We start from the raw sequence: 19,178 nt of genomic DNA on the forward strand, positions 1-19,178 counted from the left end.
ATTATACAATAAAAACAGTCGGTTTAACGTCAGTGGAAGATAAAGCAGCTTTATTACAAAAACTAGAGCATAAGAATGCCCGTTTATCCGCTTTAGTTAAAAAGTACAAGCAATCACATCACCTACAAAATGCCCTGATACAGCTATCAGAGCAAGCAAGTACAGTTGCCGAACTAAACCTACTTTACCCTGCAATCCACAATATTTTGCAAGACTATGTACCAAGTAAAAGTTTTTACGTTGTATTATTAAATCAATTCACAAACACCTTAGAGCTATCCTATTTCGCCGATGAAAAAGACGGTATATCTATTCCTTTAAACCAAGATCATAACTTTAGTCAAGGTGTAACAGGTTATGTATTCAAGCAAGGTAAGACAACTTATTACCAAGGTAATGAGATGCAGAAAGCTGCTGACAAAGGGCATTTTAAATTACTTGGCTCATCAGCGGAACATTGGGTAGGTGTACCTGTTTATCGAGAAAAACAAATAATCGGCGTTCTTGTAGCACAAAGTTACGATAAAAAACAAAGTTATTCAGAGCAACAAATAGAGCTGCTTGAAGTCATGTCTTTATACCTTGCAACAGCAATTGAGCGGGTTAAAAAACGTGAACTATTAGAGTCTGAGGTAAAAATACGAACTCGCGCCCTGACACAAAGTAATGAAGCACTCAATCTTGAAGTTGAACAACATAAAAAAACGTTAGAGCGTCAGCATATTCTGTTTAAAATATCTGAACTTGCCACCCAGAGCAAACATATAGAAGAAGTCTATCAGCAAGTTCATGAGATAATAAAATCAATCACTTACGCTAAAAACTTGTACATTGCTCTGTATGACAAGAAATCGGGCTGGTTAAACTTTCCTTATTGTGTCGACGAATTTAACCCCAATACCCAGCCTCGCCCTTTTGCCAAAGGTTATAGCGAGCTAGTATTAAGTACTGAGAAAACGCAATTAATTGATTCAATCCGCGCTGAAAAGTTAATAAAAAGTGGTGTTGTTGAGCGCCCAGAATTAGTACCAGAGCAGCAAATAGCAACCAGCTGGTTAGGAGCGCCACTAAAAACCTCACAAGGAGTTATTGGCTTAATTGTTTGCCAAGCTTATCAAAATAAGCATATTTTTAATCACGATGATTGTGAGTTAATTACCTTTGTTTCTCACCAAATTGCGAGCGTATTACAAACACATTTAGCAAGCCAAGCAATAAAACGCAGTAACCAAAGTCTTGAGCATCGCGTCGCTGAAAAAAACCAAAGAGATTCGCCAAACCAATATGCATTTGCAGATGCAAATTGAAGAGCGGAAAAAAGTTGAGCAGCAATTATATCACGATGCCCACCACGACTCGCTCACCGGTTTACCAAACCGCAGCTTATTTTTGACCCAGCTTGAAAAAAACGTTACAGCACTACCAGCGCTACCCCGAGCAAGAGTTTGCGGTCTTATTTATAGATTTAGATAAATTTAAAGACATTAACGATCAACTCGGTCATCAAGCGGGCGATCAATTTTTAATAGGGGTGGCTGAATCATTTTCGCAATGTATCCGTGAGCACGATTTATTAGCGCGTCTTGGAGGTGATGAATTTGTTATTTTATTAACTCACCTAACAGAGCGTCAGCAAGCCGAAGACGTTGCAAAGCGTATAACTAAGCTTATGAAAAAACCATTTTGCATGAAAGGTATTTGTGTGCAAAGTGGTGCCAGTGTGGGCATTACCTATTCAAAAACACATTACAAGCATACCGATGAAATTATTCGTGATGCAGATGCAGCCATGTATTACGCTAAAAATGCAGGTCGCAGTCGCTTTGAGTTTTTCCACCCGTTACTCAATGTTACTGCTAATAATCAGGAGTTTGAGGCTAGCCATCATCTCGATGCATTACCTATGCATTTTCGCAGCTCTGAAATCATTACCCTGAATGAGCAATTCCAATCAGAAGTGTTAATAGAAGCATTTGGTGAACATCCAGTACTTGGCAGCACCAGTTTTGATATTTTGAAAAAATTTGCAGCAGACAAAGCACAGCAACTCGATGTGGAATTGCAGCTGCTAGATCAAGCTTGCAAACAAGCGAAAGCGGCTGGTTTAGGCGTAGTATTATTGCCTTGTTCTGCATTATTGCTGGAAAAAATTGAATTTCAAGCTTTGTGCTTAACCTTACAAGGGCAAATAAATAAAAAACAGCTTTGCTTATTATTTAATGAACAAGAAATTAGATATGCTTCAGCCGTGCAGCTAAATAATCTGAAACAATTGAGTGCTCATGGCTATGCAATTGGCTTAAATGACTTTGCTAAAGACCGCTGCGAGTTAAACCTATTAACTGAGCTTAACTTTGACTACCTGCTGCTAAGCTCAACATTTAGTAAGCGCGTTTTACAACAACAAAGCTACGATTTGCAATTACAAGGTGTATTAGCGATCACTAAAATTAAACACATTAAAGTGATCGCAAAAGGCCCTTCAATTTTAAATTTTAGAGCCTTACTAGACACTCATGGTCTATCTTTGTTTGTTGGTAGGCAACATGCAATTAATATGTTGCCTACTGCAGACCCAACTCTTGATAGCAGCGAGCAACAACTAAATTAGTTAACCTGAAATCTGCTTAGTTAGGCTTTTTCAACATAGCACGCAGGTTTGCAACGCGTGCTTGACCCTTTTCCATTCGCTCGGCTTGAGTATTAGGCGCCTTTTTATTCTCAAACGCTAAATCATCTTGTGGTAGCTCTTGCACAAAACGGCTTAATTCGGTTTGCGATGTTTCACCAAATTGACGGCGAATTTTCGCATAAGTCATGGTCAGTTCTTGTTGTGCACGGGTTATCCCCACATACGCTAAGCGACGCTCTTCATCGACATTTTCTTCATCAATACTGACTTGGTGAGGCAGTAACCCCTCTTCCATTCCCACCATAAACACATACGGATATTCCAACCCTTTTGAAGCATGAAGTGTTAGCAATTGTACCGCATCGCTTTCATCTTCTTCTTCATTACGTTCAAGCATATCGCGCAACGTTAGTTTGCTTACCACTTCGGCCAGTGTCATAGGTGGATTATCTGCATCCCCCGTTAACATATCGGTGATCCAACGGTATAACTCTGACACATTTTTCATCCGCATTTCTGCAGCTTTGGCACTTGGTGATGACTCGTATAAATAAGCTTCGTAGTTAATTTGTCTGATCAAGTCTTTTACCGCTTCGAGCGTATCGCCCCGTACAGCGTTATCAGACAGCTCAACCACCCAGCGGGCAAACCCTGCTAACGAATTTAAGCCACGCCCTTTCAATCGATAACTAAGATCGTTATCAAAACAGGTAGCAAATAAACTCGCGTGTTTTTCATTCGCTAATGTCCCCAGCTTTTCAAGCGTGACTGTGCCAATTTCGCGACGCGGCGTATTCACAATACGTAAAAATGCATTATCGTCATCTTGGTTCACGAGCAAGCGTAGATACGCCATGATATCTTTAATTTCAGAACGAGAGAAAAACGACATTCCACCACTAATTTTATACGGAATGCGGTTGCTCATTAATGATTTTTCAAACCCACGGGCTTGGTGGTTCCCTCGATACAAAATAGCGTAGTCTTTATAGCTTGTGCGCTTCATAAACTTATGCGAAATAATTTCCGCTACCACTCGCTCAGATTCATGCTCTTCATCACGACAGCCAATTACTTTTATTGGCTCACCATAACCCAGCTCACTAAATAGTTTTTTATCAAACTCATGAGGGTTATTAGCAATCAAAATATTCGCGGCTTTAAGAATTCGCCCTGCACTACGATAGTTTTGTTCAAGCTTAATAAGCCTAAGCCCTGGGAAGTCTTTACTTAACAATACAAGGTTTTGAGGACGGGCACCGCGCCATGAATATATTGATTGGTCGTCATCACCTACCACTGTAAAGCGCGCACGCTCGCCTACTAACAACTTAACCAGCTGATATTGGCTAGTATTGGTATCTTGGTATTCATCCACTAGCAAATAGCGAAAACGCTGCTGCCACCGCTCACGAGACGTGGCATTAGTGCTTAATAACAATGTTGGGATCATGATCAGATCGTCAAAGTCTAATGCATTATAAGCACGTAACTGTGTTTGATAGCGCGCATAAAGCTGGGCAAACAATGCTTTTTGCGGTTCACGAGCTTCGCGAATAGCTTGCTCTGGCAAGATAAGTTCATTCTTCCAACTGCCGATTTGCATCTTCAATAAGTTAAGTAAATCTTTGTCTTTTTTCAGTTCGTCTTCGGTTAAGTCACCAAGTAATTGATTGGTGTCTTGATCGTCAAATAATGAAAAACCCGGTTTAAATCCTAACGTTTTTAACTCTTTTTTAATGATCTCAAGGCCCAAGGTATGAAAGGTAGACACCCATAACCCTTTTGATTCTTGCTTGCCGAGCGTTTGCATCACCCGGTTCGCGCATTTCTTTAGCTGCTTTATTGGTAAAAGTAACCGCGGCGATATTACGCGCTTGATACTCACACTTTTGCACCAAGTAAGCGATTTTATTAGTAATTACTCGCGTTTTACCAGAGCCCGCCCCTGCCAGCACTAGGCATGGACCACTAATATATTTTACCGCTTCATCTTGTTTAGGATTGAGTTTCATAACGACCAAAGAGATTACATTAAAGACGGGCAATTTTAGCGTAATCACTACAATACGCCTAGCCAATAAGGTAAGATTAGTTATTATCATTTTACGCGACACCGAGGGATAGACATGATCAACCCAGCAAAAATTGAAGAAATCGCCAAGCAAATCTCAAGCAATATGCCACAAGGTGTAAAAAACCTCGCGGATACTTTTGAAGTAAAAACCAAGCAGGCTATTCAAAATAAACTAGCTGAAATGGACTTTGTGAGCCGTGAAGAGTTTGATGTACAAAGCCAAGTGCTTATCCGTACGCGTGAAAAGTTAACCGAGCTTGAAGCGAAAGTTGCCTTATTAGAGCAGCAATTAGCTAATAAAGATGACGCTTAATTAACTTATCAAGCTCACTTTAAAGGCAGCATTCGCTGCCTTTTTTAATACCTGTAAAAAACTTATACTTGATATATAGGCAAAATAATATACGCTATATATACAAAACATATATACATTACATATTAGCAGATTTATGGGCATTGTAAAAATTAGCGACGAACTGCACGAAGAAATTCGCAAAGCCAGCAGCACTATGGTGCGTTCAATCAATTCACAATCTGAATTCTGGATAAAAATAGGCATGCTTGCTGAGCTTAACCCAACCATGACTTACGCTGAAATTTTAAAACAACAGCTGGCGCAAGCTGATGTCACTACGAAGGAGTTCCAACATGAGTGATATCGTCATCAAAACCCCCGAACAAATTGCTTTAATGCGTGAATCTGGCCGTTTACTTGCGCAGGTGTTTGCCTATTTAGATGAGCATGTGCAAGTCGGTATTACCACTATGCAAATTAATGATTTAGTTGAGCGCTATATTATTGATGAGCTTACTGCGCGTCCTGCAAGTAAGGGGCAATACGATTACCCGTATGTATTAAATAGCTCTGTTAACGAGGTTGTTTGTCATGGCTTCCCCGATACTAAACGCGTTTTAAAGTCAGGTGACATTGTTAATATTGATATCACCCTGGAGAAAAATGGTTATATTGCTGATTCAAGTAAAATGTACATGCTTGGCGATGTCTCACCATTGGCTAAGCGTTTGGTTGATAAAACCTACCAAGCTATGTGGCAAGGCATCAAGCTCGTAAAACCGGGAGTGAGGTTAGGCGATATTGGCAACGCTATAGCAAACTTTGCTCATAGTAATGGTTATAGCGTAGTTAAAGAGTACTGCGGACATGGCATTGGTGAACAAATGCATGAAGAGCCACAAGTACTTCATTATGGTAAACGCAATACAGGGGTAGAACTCAAAGAAGGCATGACGTTCACCATTGAGCCGATGATCAATCAAGGTGCAGCAAAGATAAAAACCAAGCCTGATGGATGGACGGTAGTTACGCGCGACAAAAAACTATCGGCACAGTGGGAGCACACTATTGCTGTGACTGCTGATGGTTATGAAGTGCTCACTTTACGCGCAGAAGAAAGCGCGTAAAGTCATAGCTCAAATAGCCTTATTTAATATTGCGCTCAAACACTCTTTTCGCTGCGCTTTTATAAGTATCAGCCACTTCATCGGCACAGGTCACTACTGATTCAAGATCGGTTAAGTGGCCGTTTGCTAAACCATATACCCAACCATGAATGGTGAGTTCTTGGCCACGCTGCCATGCTTCTTGAACTATGTTGGTGCGACAAACATTACGTACTTGTTCAATAACATTAAGCTCAATTAAACAGTTTAAGTGCTCTTGCTCTGGCATTTCGCTTATATTGGTAATGTATTTTTCTTTTACATCGCCAACATGACGTAGCCAATTATCAATCAAACCAAACTTAGCATCATTAAGCACCGCCTGCACGCCACCACAACCATAGTGACCTACCACCATAATGTGCTTTACTTTTAACACTTCAACGGCGTACTGCATTACTGAAAGGCAGTTATGATCGGTATGTACAACAACATTAGCTACATTACGGTGGACAAATAACTCTCCTGGCATTAAATCTACAATTTCGTTCGCTGGAACGCGTGAATCTGAGCAACCGATCCATAAGTATTCTGGGTTTTGCTGCATTGATAAAATTTTAAAAAATTCAGGATCATCTTTGCAAGTGCGTTCTGCCCAGCGTTTATTATTTTCGAATAAATTCTTTAACTTTCTCATTGCATCTCTTATCTATTTATAACGGTAAATTTGCTTGGATCAAGATATTGCGAGGCGTTAATTGCTTTTCACAAAATGTTTTCACAGTGACTTGATAACCTTGTTGTTGCAAATATAAAGCACGATCGAGCACAAGCCAAACTTCTATTGCTCTTCTGAACACATGTCGAACCAGTTCAATACGCTCAGTGACCTTTTTGCGCATTTTCCCCTTTAATAAAAAATAATCATAATCAATATCTTGCGGTATTTCTAATGACTTTTTTTCAGCTGCCCATGCACAAAAAGCTTTAAATGAACCTGAGAACATAGCCTTGTTTACTGACGGTACACTGACATAGTTAGTAGAGCCGGTAATTGCTTTGCGCATCGCATCAAAACCAAGCCGCCACTCAACTTCAGTTTTACGCACTTTTGCCACTCTTGAAGGTGCGGTGACGGTTTCTTGTAAAGCTAGTTTTAGATCTCGATGACGCAACATTAATTCACTTTGCTTTGCAGGCTCACTCATCGCTAGATAAGCATCTTCCGTAAAAAGGTGATAACAACACGGGGACAAGCTGATCTGTTGAGTTTTCGCAAAGCATGCTTCACGTATAAAGCTTTGATGCAGTGCGCCACATGCATGTAAAGCAACCGCATGTTGTTGCTCTCTAAAGTGGTTTGATACGTCATCTTTTAACACATCAGCCTGGCTAAAGTGCATCGCAAGCCCCTGCTGCTGCGCACTATGCTGGCCTTGATCACATAAATGTTGTTGTAGCTCGATGCTGTGTACATTCGGCGCTTGATTAAATGCCAGCATCCGCCCTAAGTGACCTTTACCTGCGCACCATTCAAGTACAGGCTTGGTTTGCACACCCAAAGCCGCAACAAAATCTTGGAGCTGCTCAAACTTGCGCCCTTTAATACCATTGCTGATCCAAAAAGGATAATCTGTGCGCATAATTTGCGCTGTTGATATCGCACACAAATCAGCAAGCTTTTCTAATTCATTAATTGATGGACTAAAAAAGGTATAAAGTGCATCTTGATCACTATCCAGCTCAGCAACTTGTTGATCGGTTAATGCTTCAAGAATCGGCGCAAGCTCTGGCCAAGGAAGTTCATCGTAATCAAATGCGGTGCATTGCCAAAATTGGCGAGTCGATAATAAGAGAGTATCTAGGGCTGTAAACTGCTCAGCAAGGGTCATAAAATTTTTAACGATGAAAAGTATTTGCCTTATTATACGCTTTTTTTCAGCATCAAGCGTAGGTATAGCGGGATAGATAACACACTAATAATAATGGCCGCTATCAACATCCACGAGAGCCGTAGTTTTTTAGGTTTCTCATATTGGTAAATAAAGCCATTTTTCACTTCATCAAAACGATCCTGCTCTATATTGTATAAATCAGCTATTAATCGCCATTTAGCCATCGACATAGCCCCTAATTTAGAACCGGGCGGAGAGATATAATCAATTAACACTTCGGCTTCGTAGCTGAGCTCTTGATAGCTTTTATCGTTCGCATAATACTGTGCGGTAACCGCAATTGATTCATCTAAGTTCATCATTGCGTAACGCCAGCCTTTTAAGCTTGCTTGATAAAAGTTTTCAACCGTTTTAGGGTTCTGCACTAGCATGCTTTGTGTGGTGTAGAGAATGTCGCTATAAACGTTAATGCCGTACCTTTGCGGGCAAATTAAACGATGCTCAACCCCTTGTTGCCTCATAATAAAAGGCTCATTAGTAATATAAACCTGCATCGCATCTAATTGACCATTCAACCATTGCTCTGCTTTTCCATTGCTTAAATAAGCTGGCAATAACAGGGGATCAACGCCACTACGTTCAAGCATGACCAATAACTCTGCATTTTCTTTACGGCTAATAGAACTAATACGTTTATTGAAAAAGTCTCGAGGATGAAAAATATCGGAGCTTTTTTTTTACCATCCAACAATAAGGAGAGAATTGCAAAATAGCAGCCATTGCCACCAAGGGCTGACCATCAATACGATGTTGTAAAATACCCGAGTGGCCCACGCCAAAGTTTGCTTGGCCCGCGAGTACTTTACTAAAGGTGTCTGGCTCACTTACATCAGCGGCTGTTATCGTTACATTGAGCCCAACATCTTTATAAAAGCCTTTTTGTTGGGCCATATAATAGCCAGCAAACTGAAACTGATGCGACCATTTTAGCTGTAAAGTCACGTTTTTCGTCTCAGCTAAAGCACCAATACAATACGATAAAACGATTGCTGCGATAAATCCTTTAAGTAGCAATAGATACACCTATGGGCAAATAAGTCATTACTACTAACTATAGGTAAAATTGTTAATAAGGCAATTTTACCTATATATGCTAATAATATTAGTTATTAGCAGCCTGAGGCGCATTTATCGGCGGTTGCGTTGTCAAAAACTGAGTAAAGCATGGGTTGTTTGTTTCATCTTGAACGCTATACCCTAAGCGATTTAGATGCTCATTAAACACCTCAAACTGACTCGGCTCTATCGCAAAGCCTGCAAGTACATTGCCCATTGAGCCACCATGGTTGCGGTAATGAAATAAAGTAATATTCCAGTTGCTGCCCAAGGTATCTAAAAAGCGTGCTAGCGCGCCGGGATACTCTGGAAACTCAAAGCGTAATAACCGCTCTTGCATTTGCTCTGGCGCTTTACCGCCCACCATATAACGTACGTGTAATTTAGCCAGCTCATTATCTGATAAATCACAAAATTGATAACCGTTCGAGGTTAAATCGCTTTTCAGTTCATCAAGCTCTTGTTGACCTTGACGCAGGGCAATGCCAACAAAAATTTGTGCTTCGCCAGGACCTGCATAACGGTAGTTAAACTCAGTAATTGCTCTGCCACCTAAAGATGCACAAAACTGCTTAAAGCTGCCTTTTTCTTCATTAATGGTTACCGCAAATAAAGCTTCGTTTTTCTCACCCAATGCGGTGCGCTCAGCAACATAGCGCAGGCGGTCAAAGTTTAAGTTAGCGCCAGACAAAATAGCGGCTAAATGCAACCCTTTAAGGCCACTTTGCTGGCTCCACTTTTTAAGCCCGGCAGTAGCAAGAGCGCCAGAAGGCTCTGCAATAGCACGGGTTGAAACAAAGATATCCTGCATTGCTGCGCATATTTCATCGCCAGATACCGTAACCACTTCATCACAAAACTTTTGTGCTAAACGAAAGGTTTCACTGCCGATAATTTTAACGGCAACACCATCCGCAAAACTACCAACGCGATCAAGCTCTACAGGCTTTCCAGCTTCAAGAGCAGCTTGTAAACAAGCACTTTCGTCAGCCTCAACACCTATGACTTTAATATCTGGGCGCAACGATTTGATATACACCGCCATTCCCGCAAGTAAGCCACCGCCCCCTACAGGAATAAACACTGCATCAAGTTGATTAAGCTGCTGCATTAGTTCACGCGCGACAGTGCCTTGACCCACAATCACATCAGGATCATCAAATGGCGGAACAAATACCCCGTTGCGCTTTTCGGTCAGCTCAAGGGCATAAGCTTTAGCGGCATCAAAGTGATGACCATGTAATACGACTTCGCCTCCTAAGGCACGTACTGCATTTACTTTAATTTCAGGTGTGGTAACAGGCATGACAATAGTCGCCTGATGCCCCAAATGTGAGGCACTGAGCGCAACACCTTGGGCATGATTACCCGCAGAGGCTGTGATCACCACAGTACCTTTTGGTAACTTTGCTAATTTATTATATGCGCCGCGCAGTTTAAACGAATAAACCGGCTGCTGATCTTCGCGCTTCAGCCAAACATGGTTCCCGAGGCGCTCACTCAAGGTAGGCATTTCGCTTACCTCAGTAACTTTTGCCAGCGGCTCCATATTCGCTTGAATAATAGCGCGAAAATAATCGAGCTCTTGAGAAACCATAATTAGCTAAGCTCCTCCAGTTTGGCCAAATCACGCACGGCACCTTTATCAGCACTGGTTGCAAGTAGCGCATACGCTTTTAATGCTGATGATACATAGCGATCGCGATCAAGCGGCTTATAGGCTTGTTTGCCACGAGCCAACTGTTTTTGTTTACGCGCTTCAAGCTCTTCATCGGTTAATGCTAGAGTGATTTCACGAGTAGCGATGTCAATTATAATTTTATCGCCGTTCTCAACATAGGCAATGGCACCACCACTTGCTGCTTCTGGTGATACATGACCAATTGATAAACCTGAGGTACCACCCGAAAAACGACCATCGGTGATCAAGGCGCACTTTTCAGCAAGACCTTTTGATTTTAAGTAACTGGTTGGGTAAAGCATTTCTTGCATACCTGGGCCACCTTTAGGACCTTCGTAGCGAATAACGACAACATCACCGGCTTTCACTTCGTCATTTAAGATACCTTCCACCGAATCATCTTGTGATTCATACACCACAGCTGTGCCTTCAAAATGCAGCATTTCGTCAACCACGCCTGCACTTTTAACAATACAGCCATCAAGCGCCAAATTGCCCGAAAGTACAGCTAACCCACCATCTTGGCGAAACGCATGTTCAACACTACGTATACAGCCGTTTTCGCGATCGTTATCGCCTTCATCCCAACGACACGATTGACTCATAGCTTTAGTCGTGCGGATACCCGCAGGCCCTGCACGATAGAATTTTTGCGCGGCTTCGTTATCTGGATCAGTGGCATCCCATTTTTTAACTAGTTCACCCATAGTCATACCGGCAACATGATTTACAGACAAGTCAAATAGGCCTGCTTTTCCTAGCTCACGTACGATTGCCATCATGCCTCCAGCACGGTGTACATCTTCAATATGATACTCAGGCGTTGCCGGTGCTACTTTACATAAGAAAGGCGTTTTACGAGATAGTTCATCAATATGTGACATATCAAAATCAACGCCTGCTTCTTGGGCTGCTGCTAATAAATGTAGTACGGTATTTGACGACCCCCCATCGCGATATCAACCACCATTGAGTTCATAAACGCCGCTTTATTGGCAATGGAACGCGGTAATACATCATGGTTATCTTTTTGATAGTACTCTCGGCATAAATCGACAATACGCGCACCAGCCTCAACATACAGCTGTTTACGGTCTTTATGTGTAGCAAGCGTAGTGCCGTTGCCTGGCAGTGCTAAACCTATCGCTTCTAATAAACAGTTCATTGAATTCGCTGTAAACATGCCTGAGCACGAACCACAGGTTGGGCATGCTGAACGTTCAACTTGTTCTGAGTCGGCATCGCTTACAGAAGTATCAGCACCTTTGACCATGGCATCAACGAGATCGAGTTTAATATCAATATTCGCAAGCTTGGTTTTACCTGCTTCCATTGGCCCGCCCGATACAAAAATAACCGGAATATTTAAACGTAATGCTGCCAGCATCATACCTGGGGTGATTTTGTCGCAGTTTGAAATACAGATCATCGCATCGGCACAATGACCATTAACCATGTACTCTACTGAATCGGCTATTAAATCACGCGAAGGCAATGAATAAAGCATGCCGCCGTGTCCCATAGCTATGCCATCATCAATGGCGATAGTATTGAATTCTTTTGGTACACCACCGGCTTGAGTGATGGTTTCGGCCATAAGTTCGCTGAGTTGATTAAGATGCACGTGGCCTGGTACAAATTGCGTAAATGAGTTCACAACAGCAATAATTGGTTTACCAAAATCGGTGTCTGTCATACCAGTTGCGCGCCATAATGCACGGGCACCTGCGCGTTTTCGACCTTCTGTTGTAGTTGCACTTCTTAATTTAGCCATAGTTACCTCAGTGTTTGCAGCCGCAAGGCTGTTCCTCATTCTTTAATTTTTTGCTGTTTGAGGGTAAATACCCTCTAACCCTGTTGATTTTTTAATGCAAACTACATTGCTTGCTGTTGCTGTACGCTTTGTAGCATCACCTGCTTTACGTCAACTAATTTAGCCAGTTGTGTTGTTAGTAAGTAAACTGGTTTATCGCTATCGACCGTCATTTCTACTTGATAGTGGCCGTCGTCTAAGTTGATTTGTAAATGGGTTAAATCAAAACCACGATGACGCACGACACGCAAAAAACGCTCAACGGCCACATTCTGATTTTTTAAAGTCACTGTTAAACTGTGTTTCATTTGCACTCTCCGTCATCATTTCATCATTAGCGGCACCTGGCGGTACTAATGGCCATACATTTTCTTTATCATCGATACAGGCATGTACTATATACGGGCCTGTGCTGTTCACTAATGCGGTAATTGCATCATCCACTTGATTTGCATGGGTAATTGTTTGCCCTGGAATGCCAAATACTGCAGCTAACTGCACAAAGTCTGGGTTATCTGATAGATTCGTTTCACTATAGCGGCCATCAAAAAATAGCTCTTGCCATTGGCGCACCATACCTAAACGTTGGTTATCAAGTATTAATATTTTTACCGGTAAATTGTTACGACGAATAGTCGCCAACTCTTGGATGTTCATCATGATTGAACCATCACCAGAAACGGTGATCACAAAATCATCTGGGCGCGCGACTTGCGCGCCGATTGCCGCTGGTAAACCAAAGCCCATAGTGCCCGCACCACCACTGCTTAAATGATTACTCGGATGGCTAAACTTCATATGTTGTGCAACCCACATTTGGTGCTGGCCTACATCACAACATACTACGCCAGTTTTAGGCATGCGCTGACTAAGTTGGTTTAGTAAATACGGTGCAAATACTTTTTCACCTGGGTAATCATAACGCCACGCATGTTTAACCATCATCTCTTTAGTGTGCACTAACCATGCTTGTTGCGTTACAAAACACTCAAGTTGCGGCAACGATGTTTTTAAATCTGCAATTAAAGATGCTTTAGCAGGCTTTCGCTTACCTACTTCGGCCGCATCAATATCTAAATGAATCACCTTTGCTTTGGCTGCAAACTTACTTAAATTACCCGTTACACGGTCATCAAAGCGAGCACCTATACATACTAGTACATCACACTCTTGTACCGCTAAATTTGCTGCTTGACCACCATGCATACCGAGCATGCCTAAGTCATATTCATAATCTGGTAATACACTGCCCAATGCTTTTAATGTTGAAACAGCTGGCATTTGCGTTTTTTCTAAAAATTGCATTAACTCGTTTTGTGCTCCAGCACTTTGTACGCCACCACCAACATACGCGACAGGTCGCTTAGCTTCGCTCAATAACTGGTTTGCAATTGCCACTTGATTTAGATCTAACTGCGGTAAATAATCGTCAGCAGCCAACCAAGGATGAAAAGGCACTTGCGCTAACTGAATGTCTTTTGGAATATCCACAAGCACGGGGCCCGGGCGGCCGCTTTGCGCAAGATGCATAGCTTCTTGTAAAATTTCAGCTAAATCTTCTGCTCGCTCAACCATATAACTATGCTTAGTGCATGATAAAGACATACCTAACACATCGATTTCTTGAAAAGCATCAGAGCCAATTGCCGCGGTGGGTACTTGCCCTGTGATTGCTAAAAGCGGCACTGAGTCCATCATCGCATCGGCAAGAGCTGTGATTAAGTTAGTTGCCCCAGGCCCCGATGTAGCAAAACACACACCTAACTTACCCGTGCTACGCGCAAATCCTACCGCAGCAAAGCCTGCACCTTGCTCATGACGAGTCAAATAATGCTTCACTGGCGCGCCATACAGGGCGTCGTAAATTGGCATGATGGCCCCACCTGGGTAACCAAATACTTCATTTACGCCATGTTTGGCTAATAAGTCGATTGTTAGTTTCTGCGCCTGTCATTAGTAAATCCTCATTCCTCAGTGACATTGTGTGCTATTACTTTCTCTAAACCTGAAACTAAAAAGCCCCCCGACTGGTTAAGTGCGGGGGGCTTTTATAATGCTTTACAATATTTAAAGCACTAAGTAGCCCCCGCGGTAATAATAATCACCACGACGTTAATAAGGACTAGGTTTAGTGCGTTTGTAAGCATGTAATAAATACCGTAAATTTGTTTGATTAGCGCAGGAGCGTTTGCATCCTCGCGTCTTTATCTATTAGTACCGCGATGCCCGTGTTAAGTCAACCCTAAAAACAATCTAAAAAGCTTGTAACAATTGAATTTACTGGTTTAAAAATTCAAAATATATAGAATTACGAATTATCTTTCCAAATATAGCCATTTATTGATAATTCATACCTAGTAATAACCATTTCGCGGTTTGATTCATTTTTAGCATAACTTGAATAAACTTTTGATATATTTAAGTGATAAAATCTCAAATAAGCTATATCAGAAACAAAAAGCATTTTGCAATAAAATAACAACTACTCGCTTAATTAAGCTACTTGGGTATATGATTACATTAGCAACTCAGCAATAAGGATAATTATGAACTTCACACAGCGTATCAGTAGCTACTTTATTTTAACGGTTTTATTTACACTGAGCTTTGCCAGCCATGCGGAGCCTGGTTTGTGGCAACTTGAAAAAATGGCGTTAAGTCGTATTTATTTGGTACCGTCCATGTTGGCGATAGCAGCATGAAAGGCCTGCCGAATAAAGTAACCAAAGCGATTGATGCCACCGACAAAGTGATTGTCGAGGTCGATATCAGCGCAATTAGTCCAATGGAAATGCAGCGCCGCTCAATGCCATTTATGATGCTAAAAAATGGTAAAACCCTAAAAAGCGAGTTATCCGAGCAAAACTACAGCAAGCTAAAAAAATACTTTAGTAACAAATCAATCGATATAGCTATGTTTGACAGCCTTGCACCGTGGGCTGTGATGGTCACCATGATGCAAATGGAGTTTCAAAATGCAGGTTTTTCAGATCAAACAGGCATTGATAAGCAAGTACTTGCTTACGCTAAAACTAAAAACAAGCAAATTGGTGAACTTGAAACATTAGAGTATCAAATGGAAATGTTTAACCATATGTCACTGCTTAGTAACGAAATGATAGAAGAAACCTTTGAGCAACTCGCCGATGTTGAGACCTATTTTATTACGCTTGTAGATGCATGGAAAAATGGCGATATGGACACTTTAACCAAGTATTACAATGAGAGCTTTGACGACAGTAACTACGGCGAAATCAGCGAGCAAGTTATGCTGATTGAACGTAACAACAATTGGGTAGAAGAACTCACTCCACGCCTAGCACAAGAGCAATTATTTATCGCCGTAGGCGCCCTGCACTTACCCGAGCAACACGGTTTATTAAAACAGTTTAAAGAGCAAGGTGTTTCTATAACGCGATTATAAAACTGAATAATTAACAATAGGATGTATCAATGACAGATTTTAAATTTTCGATCTCTTTCTTTTTGATTGCGCTATTCTTAGCTGGTATTTATTACTATCAAGAAGGCAGTTTTAAACTTAGTGCTACACTAGCTTTCGCAACAATAATTATTGTAATAGAAGTAAGTATTTATATAGCGGTCAAATTATATAAAAAATACAAACAACCACCAACGACCTAAACCAGCCGCTTTTTAAATAGTTTGCATTATTTGAGATTAACGCGCTAAAGCACGACCTACTTATATGCAACACTAATGAGTAAAATAAACACTTAGGTAGCTTATTAACTAAAGCGTTTATGTAATTTCAAATAGTGGTTTGCCAGATAGCTGTAAAGCGCAAACAGTCAGTCAAGAATATGATGCCTAAAACTTGTGGCTTCAGAAGGTGATAAAAGGGCCATCTTTTTAACTGACAGCCCGGTGCTAAGACTATTACTTATCACTTCTACTGATTAGTTCATAGCCTTGGGCTTCATACTCATTAATACATTTTTGATACTTATTTTGAAGTTTGATTTCATCAAAAAAACCAAGTGAGTAAGCGTCACACTTAACTTTCATTTTATCTGGATTTTCTAGCACAGCAACTAACTTCAGTTCCGCAAATCCAAATTTATATGCTAATTCTGAAAATTGTGTATAGAGCAAGAGTGATAAAGCAATTAAAAGTGTAGCAGTAAGTGATTTATTCATTTTTTTATCCTGTTAAATGATTTGATTGATTTTAAAGTAGCAAAAATTGAACCACTTCTCTTCACCTTATAAAATCAGGCCTATGGCGCACTAAGCAAACTAAGAAAGAGGATATTAACCAAAATTTAGTTGATTTAGCCAGTTTTTAGTATTCCTGTGGACTGGGAGGTTATTTAAGCATGCCAGCTCTTGCTCATTCATTACTCTTGGTACCAAAAAATTTAATTAAATTATTCACAAATAGATTAAGAGGCGCTGCGCTTTAGAGGGAAAAACCATGAAGCACTTTTTTCGTAGACATAAATTAAATTGCAAGGTGAGAGTGTAGAGCTAGAGGCTACGTACCTCCGGCTACCTGATTATATTTTTATGCCATCGCAAAGTTAACTGCGTGGACATTACTCAAATTAATTTGTTGTTTAGCCAAATAACGACAACTTAAGCCGGATGGCTCTAGATATATGTCAAAGATAAACTCTCCAGGATGCGGCGGATTATACATAGTTATAAGTGATAGTCCTCATAGTTGAGAATATATGCATTACCATCAATAAATTCAAAAGTAATGCGCCAGTTACCATGTACAGTAATAGACCCCATCACTCATCAATGAAATATAAGCGAGGTAGGCACTCCGTAGGTTTGCGAAATGCCAATGAACGGTTTAATAAACGCTTGGGTAACTTAACTCAAGCATTTATGTAATCTAAAAGGAGTGGATTTAATAGGTTGCCCCCTCACTTCATAACTTGGGGGTAGCAAGCAATACAGCTTTGGTTTTAAACATTCACTGTTGGGTTTCGTTGCTCTCAACCATAACCTACGGCGGTAAATTTAATACCAAGCTGCTCTGTTTTTTCCTAGCCCCTAACACCTAGAACCTTTACTTTACCTAAAATCTTCCATTTTTAAGTAGTGTTCTATACCCGCTATTTTGTCGTTGGCGTGGTGATTTACATAAATAACCGTGCTGCTTTGTGCGGCGCAGATTTTTTCAATCAGTAGTAGTACGCGCTGCCGATTTGCTTCATCCAGCCCTAAACAGGGTTCGTCAAGAATAAGTAAAGTTGGGTGCTTAACCATAGCTCTGGCAATCAGTAACATGCGCTGGTCACCAAACGATAGTTGTGTGAACGCTGTATTTTTATAATCAGTTAAGCCCAGTAACTCCAGCCACCGTTGTGCGGTGTTAATTTCGCTGTCGCTGGCTTTTTTGATAAAGCCCGATACTGTCATAAAAGCCCGATACGATAGTGTTTAAAGCAGACACTCCAACTCGGTAGTCCATATGCAAAGCATTTGAAATATAGCCGATATGTTGTTTGATCTGCCAAATACTTTCGCCACTACCACGCTTGAAGCCAAATACTTCAATATCATTGCTGTAGCACTGCGGGTTATCGCCAGTGATCAAGTTAAGTAAGCAGGTTTTTCCTGAGCCATTTTGACCACTTAACTGCCAATGTTGCTTGGCTTCGATTGTCCAATCCAAGTTACTAAACACAGTTTTATTCGCATAGCTTACTTTTGCTTGGCACAGCTTTACTAATACGTTACCTGTGAAAATCGGCGGACTGTTTGCAGGGTCTTTTTCAGGGATGGTTAAGTCTGTATGTTGTAAATGCAGCAGTTTAAATAAGTCATCTCGCTGTGCATCGTTTGGCTGAGCTAATTGGTGCTGCAATTGACCATCAACCACGTAGCCATAATGGTTTATAAAATCAGGGGTTTCATCTAAACGATTCAGCACAAACACCATGGTTACACTACTACTAAGTTGCGCTAAAATATCATTAAGCGCCGCAGTACTGGCAGTATCTAAGCCATCAAAGGGTTCATCAAGCACTATAAACTCAGGCCGATTACTCAATGCTTTGATCAACATAAGTTTGCGTGTTTCACCGGTTGATAAAGCTCGCAAGCGCTGGGTTAGTAATGAAGAAAATGAAAAGATATCGATTAACTGCTGACATAATTCATTATCAAAAAAGGCGCTATCTGCATTTTCAAAAATGATATCTTTTACAAGCCTAGCTGCAATTAAGCCATCGGTTATGTCATCTTGATTTTGCAGTAACTCAGCGTTAATTAGCTGCTTTTGCATATCTGATGAGACCAACTCCATACGCTCAAATGTACACTGTCTATCGCCCGTTATCAGCTGCGCATAACCGAGTAAAACAGCTGTAATGGCAGACTTCCCCGCGCCATTACCACCAATTAACAACCAGTGCTGACCGCTTTGTACTTGCCAGTTTAAATTATTAAGTTGGTAACTATTTTGTCCTTCACCTTGTAGTTTAGCAGTTACTGTTTGTAGTTGTATAAATGCCACCAGCAGCCCTCTTTATCTTTGCATAAACTGAAAATACCCGACAAATTATTACTTGGCTAGCTTTTCC

The 19,178-nt window shown here is 41.0% G+C and carries 9 protein-coding genes and 9 pseudogenes; 6 read left to right on the forward strand and 12 right to left on the reverse strand.

Annotated elements, in window-relative coordinates; genetic code table 11:
* The first annotated feature begins 32 nt into the window (after window positions 1-32).
* Window positions 33-2,611: pseudogene (locus ACU8V8_RS14675) on the forward strand (diguanylate cyclase domain-containing protein).
* A 16-nt stretch (window positions 2,612-2,627) separates the two neighbouring features.
* Here the strand turns inward: ACU8V8_RS14675 and rep are convergent.
* Window positions 2,628-4,647: pseudogene (gene rep, locus ACU8V8_RS14680) on the reverse strand (DNA helicase Rep).
* A 114-nt stretch (window positions 4,648-4,761) separates the two neighbouring features.
* Here rep and ubiK point away from each other — a divergent pair.
* From ubiK to map, 3 genes are all read left to right on the forward strand, one after another.
* Window positions 4,762-5,022, forward strand: coding sequence for a ubiquinone biosynthesis accessory factor UbiK (gene ubiK / locus ACU8V8_RS14685; protein WP_421961160.1), 261 nt, complete (start codon window positions 4,762-4,764; stop codon window positions 5,020-5,022).
* Window positions 5,023-5,158: 136 nt separating this feature from the next.
* Window positions 5,159-5,365: a ParD-like family protein gene (locus ACU8V8_RS14690; protein ID WP_087532680.1), complete on the forward strand. Its 207-nt coding sequence runs from the start codon at window positions 5,159-5,161 to the stop codon at window positions 5,363-5,365.
* On the forward strand, window positions 5,358-6,131 hold the full coding sequence (gene map, locus ACU8V8_RS14695) for a type I methionyl aminopeptidase (RefSeq protein WP_446887986.1): 774 nt from the start codon (window positions 5,358-5,360) through the stop codon (window positions 6,129-6,131). The genes ACU8V8_RS14690 and map overlap by 8 nt, the downstream gene beginning before the upstream one ends.
* A gap of 19 nt (window positions 6,132-6,150) precedes the next feature.
* On the opposite strand, the gene can is transcribed toward map, so the two are convergent.
* The 7 genes and pseudogenes from can to ilvG all read right to left on the reverse strand — a co-directional run bounded on the left by can (window position 6,151) and on the right by ilvG (window position 14,569).
* Complete coding sequence (gene can, locus ACU8V8_RS14700) at window positions 6,151-6,807, reverse strand: carbonate dehydratase (RefSeq protein ID WP_087532682.1); 657 nt, start codon at window positions 6,805-6,807, stop codon at window positions 6,151-6,153.
* Between the two features lie 16 nt (window positions 6,808-6,823).
* Window positions 6,824-8,002, reverse strand: a complete 1,179-nt coding sequence (locus ACU8V8_RS14705) for a methyltransferase (protein WP_446887987.1) — start codon at window positions 8,000-8,002, stop codon at window positions 6,824-6,826.
* Between the two features lie 32 nt (window positions 8,003-8,034).
* A pseudogene (locus tag ACU8V8_RS14710) lies at window positions 8,035-9,079 on the reverse strand (ABC transporter substrate-binding protein).
* An 88-nt stretch (window positions 9,080-9,167) separates the two neighbouring features.
* Window positions 9,168-10,718, reverse strand: coding sequence for a threonine ammonia-lyase, biosynthetic (ilvA, locus tag ACU8V8_RS14715; RefSeq protein WP_446887988.1), 1,551 nt, complete (start codon window positions 10,716-10,718; stop codon window positions 9,168-9,170).
* Between the two features lie 2 nt (window positions 10,719-10,720).
* Window positions 10,721-12,576: pseudogene (gene ilvD, locus ACU8V8_RS14720) on the reverse strand (dihydroxy-acid dehydratase).
* Window positions 12,577-12,677: 101 nt separating this feature from the next.
* A complete protein-coding gene (ilvM, locus tag ACU8V8_RS14725; RefSeq protein ID WP_446887989.1) occupies window positions 12,678-12,923 on the reverse strand; it encodes an acetolactate synthase 2 small subunit in 246 nt (81 codons plus the stop codon).
* Window positions 12,874-14,569: pseudogene (ilvG, locus tag ACU8V8_RS14730) on the reverse strand (acetolactate synthase 2 catalytic subunit). The gene ilvM and the pseudogene ilvG overlap by 50 nt, the downstream one beginning before the upstream one ends.
* A 592-nt stretch (window positions 14,570-15,161) precedes the next feature.
* On the opposite strand from ilvG, the pseudogene ACU8V8_RS14735 reads away from it, so the two are divergent.
* A pseudogene (locus ACU8V8_RS14735) lies at window positions 15,162-16,039 on the forward strand (TraB/GumN family protein).
* 29 nt (window positions 16,040-16,068) lie between these two features.
* Entirely contained in the window at window positions 16,069-16,260 is a 192-nt protein-coding gene (locus tag ACU8V8_RS14740; RefSeq protein WP_446887990.1) for a hypothetical protein, read from the forward strand.
* 255 nt (window positions 16,261-16,515) lie between these two features.
* On the opposite strand, the gene ACU8V8_RS14745 is transcribed toward ACU8V8_RS14740, so the two are convergent.
* The 4 genes and pseudogenes from ACU8V8_RS14745 to modF all read right to left on the reverse strand — a co-directional run bounded on the left by ACU8V8_RS14745 (window position 16,516) and on the right by modF (window position 19,111).
* The gene (locus tag ACU8V8_RS14745) at window positions 16,516-16,776 is read right to left on the reverse strand and encodes a hypothetical protein (RefSeq protein WP_446887991.1); all 261 of its coding nucleotides are present in this window, start codon (window positions 16,774-16,776) and stop codon (window positions 16,516-16,518) included.
* A 415-nt stretch (window positions 16,777-17,191) separates the two neighbouring features.
* A pseudogene (locus ACU8V8_RS14750) lies at window positions 17,192-17,284 on the reverse strand (helix-turn-helix transcriptional regulator); the annotation flags it as partial.
* A pseudogene (locus tag ACU8V8_RS14755) lies at window positions 17,281-17,370 on the reverse strand (type II toxin-antitoxin system RelE/ParE family toxin); the annotation flags it as partial. The pseudogenes ACU8V8_RS14750 and ACU8V8_RS14755, both read right to left, overlap by 4 nt.
* Before the next feature lie 294 nt (window positions 17,371-17,664).
* A pseudogene (gene modF, locus ACU8V8_RS14760) lies at window positions 17,665-19,111 on the reverse strand (molybdate ABC transporter ATP-binding protein ModF).
* Window positions 19,112-19,178: the final 67 nt, after the last annotated feature.

The organism is Pseudoalteromonas sp. SaAl2, from assembly GCF_052947895.1.

Excerpts from the sequence above, each read along its gene's own strand:
- map (WP_446887986.1), top strand. The coding sequence starts at position 5,358 with ATGAGTGATATCGTCATCAAAACCCCCGAACAAATTGCTTTAATGCGT.
- ilvM (WP_446887989.1), bottom strand. The coding sequence starts at position 12,923 with ATGAAACACAGTTTAACAGTGACTTTAAAAAATCAGAATGTGGCCGTT.
- ACU8V8_RS14745 (WP_446887991.1), bottom strand. The coding sequence starts at position 16,776 with ATGAATAAATCACTTACTGCTACACTTTTAATTGCTTTATCACTCTTG.
- ACU8V8_RS14690 (WP_087532680.1), top strand. The coding sequence starts at position 5,159 with ATGGGCATTGTAAAAATTAGCGACGAACTGCACGAAGAAATTCGCAAA.
- can (WP_087532682.1), bottom strand. The coding sequence starts at position 6,807 with ATGAGAAAGTTAAAGAATTTATTCGAAAATAATAAACGCTGGGCAGAA.
- ACU8V8_RS14740 (WP_446887990.1), top strand. The coding sequence starts at position 16,069 with ATGACAGATTTTAAATTTTCGATCTCTTTCTTTTTGATTGCGCTATTC.
- ACU8V8_RS14705 (WP_446887987.1), bottom strand. The coding sequence starts at position 8,002 with ATGACCCTTGCTGAGCAGTTTACAGCCCTAGATACTCTCTTATTATCG.
- ubiK (WP_421961160.1), top strand. The coding sequence starts at position 4,762 with ATGATCAACCCAGCAAAAATTGAAGAAATCGCCAAGCAAATCTCAAGC.
- ilvA (WP_446887988.1), bottom strand. The coding sequence starts at position 10,718 with ATGGTTTCTCAAGAGCTCGATTATTTTCGCGCTATTATTCAAGCGAAT.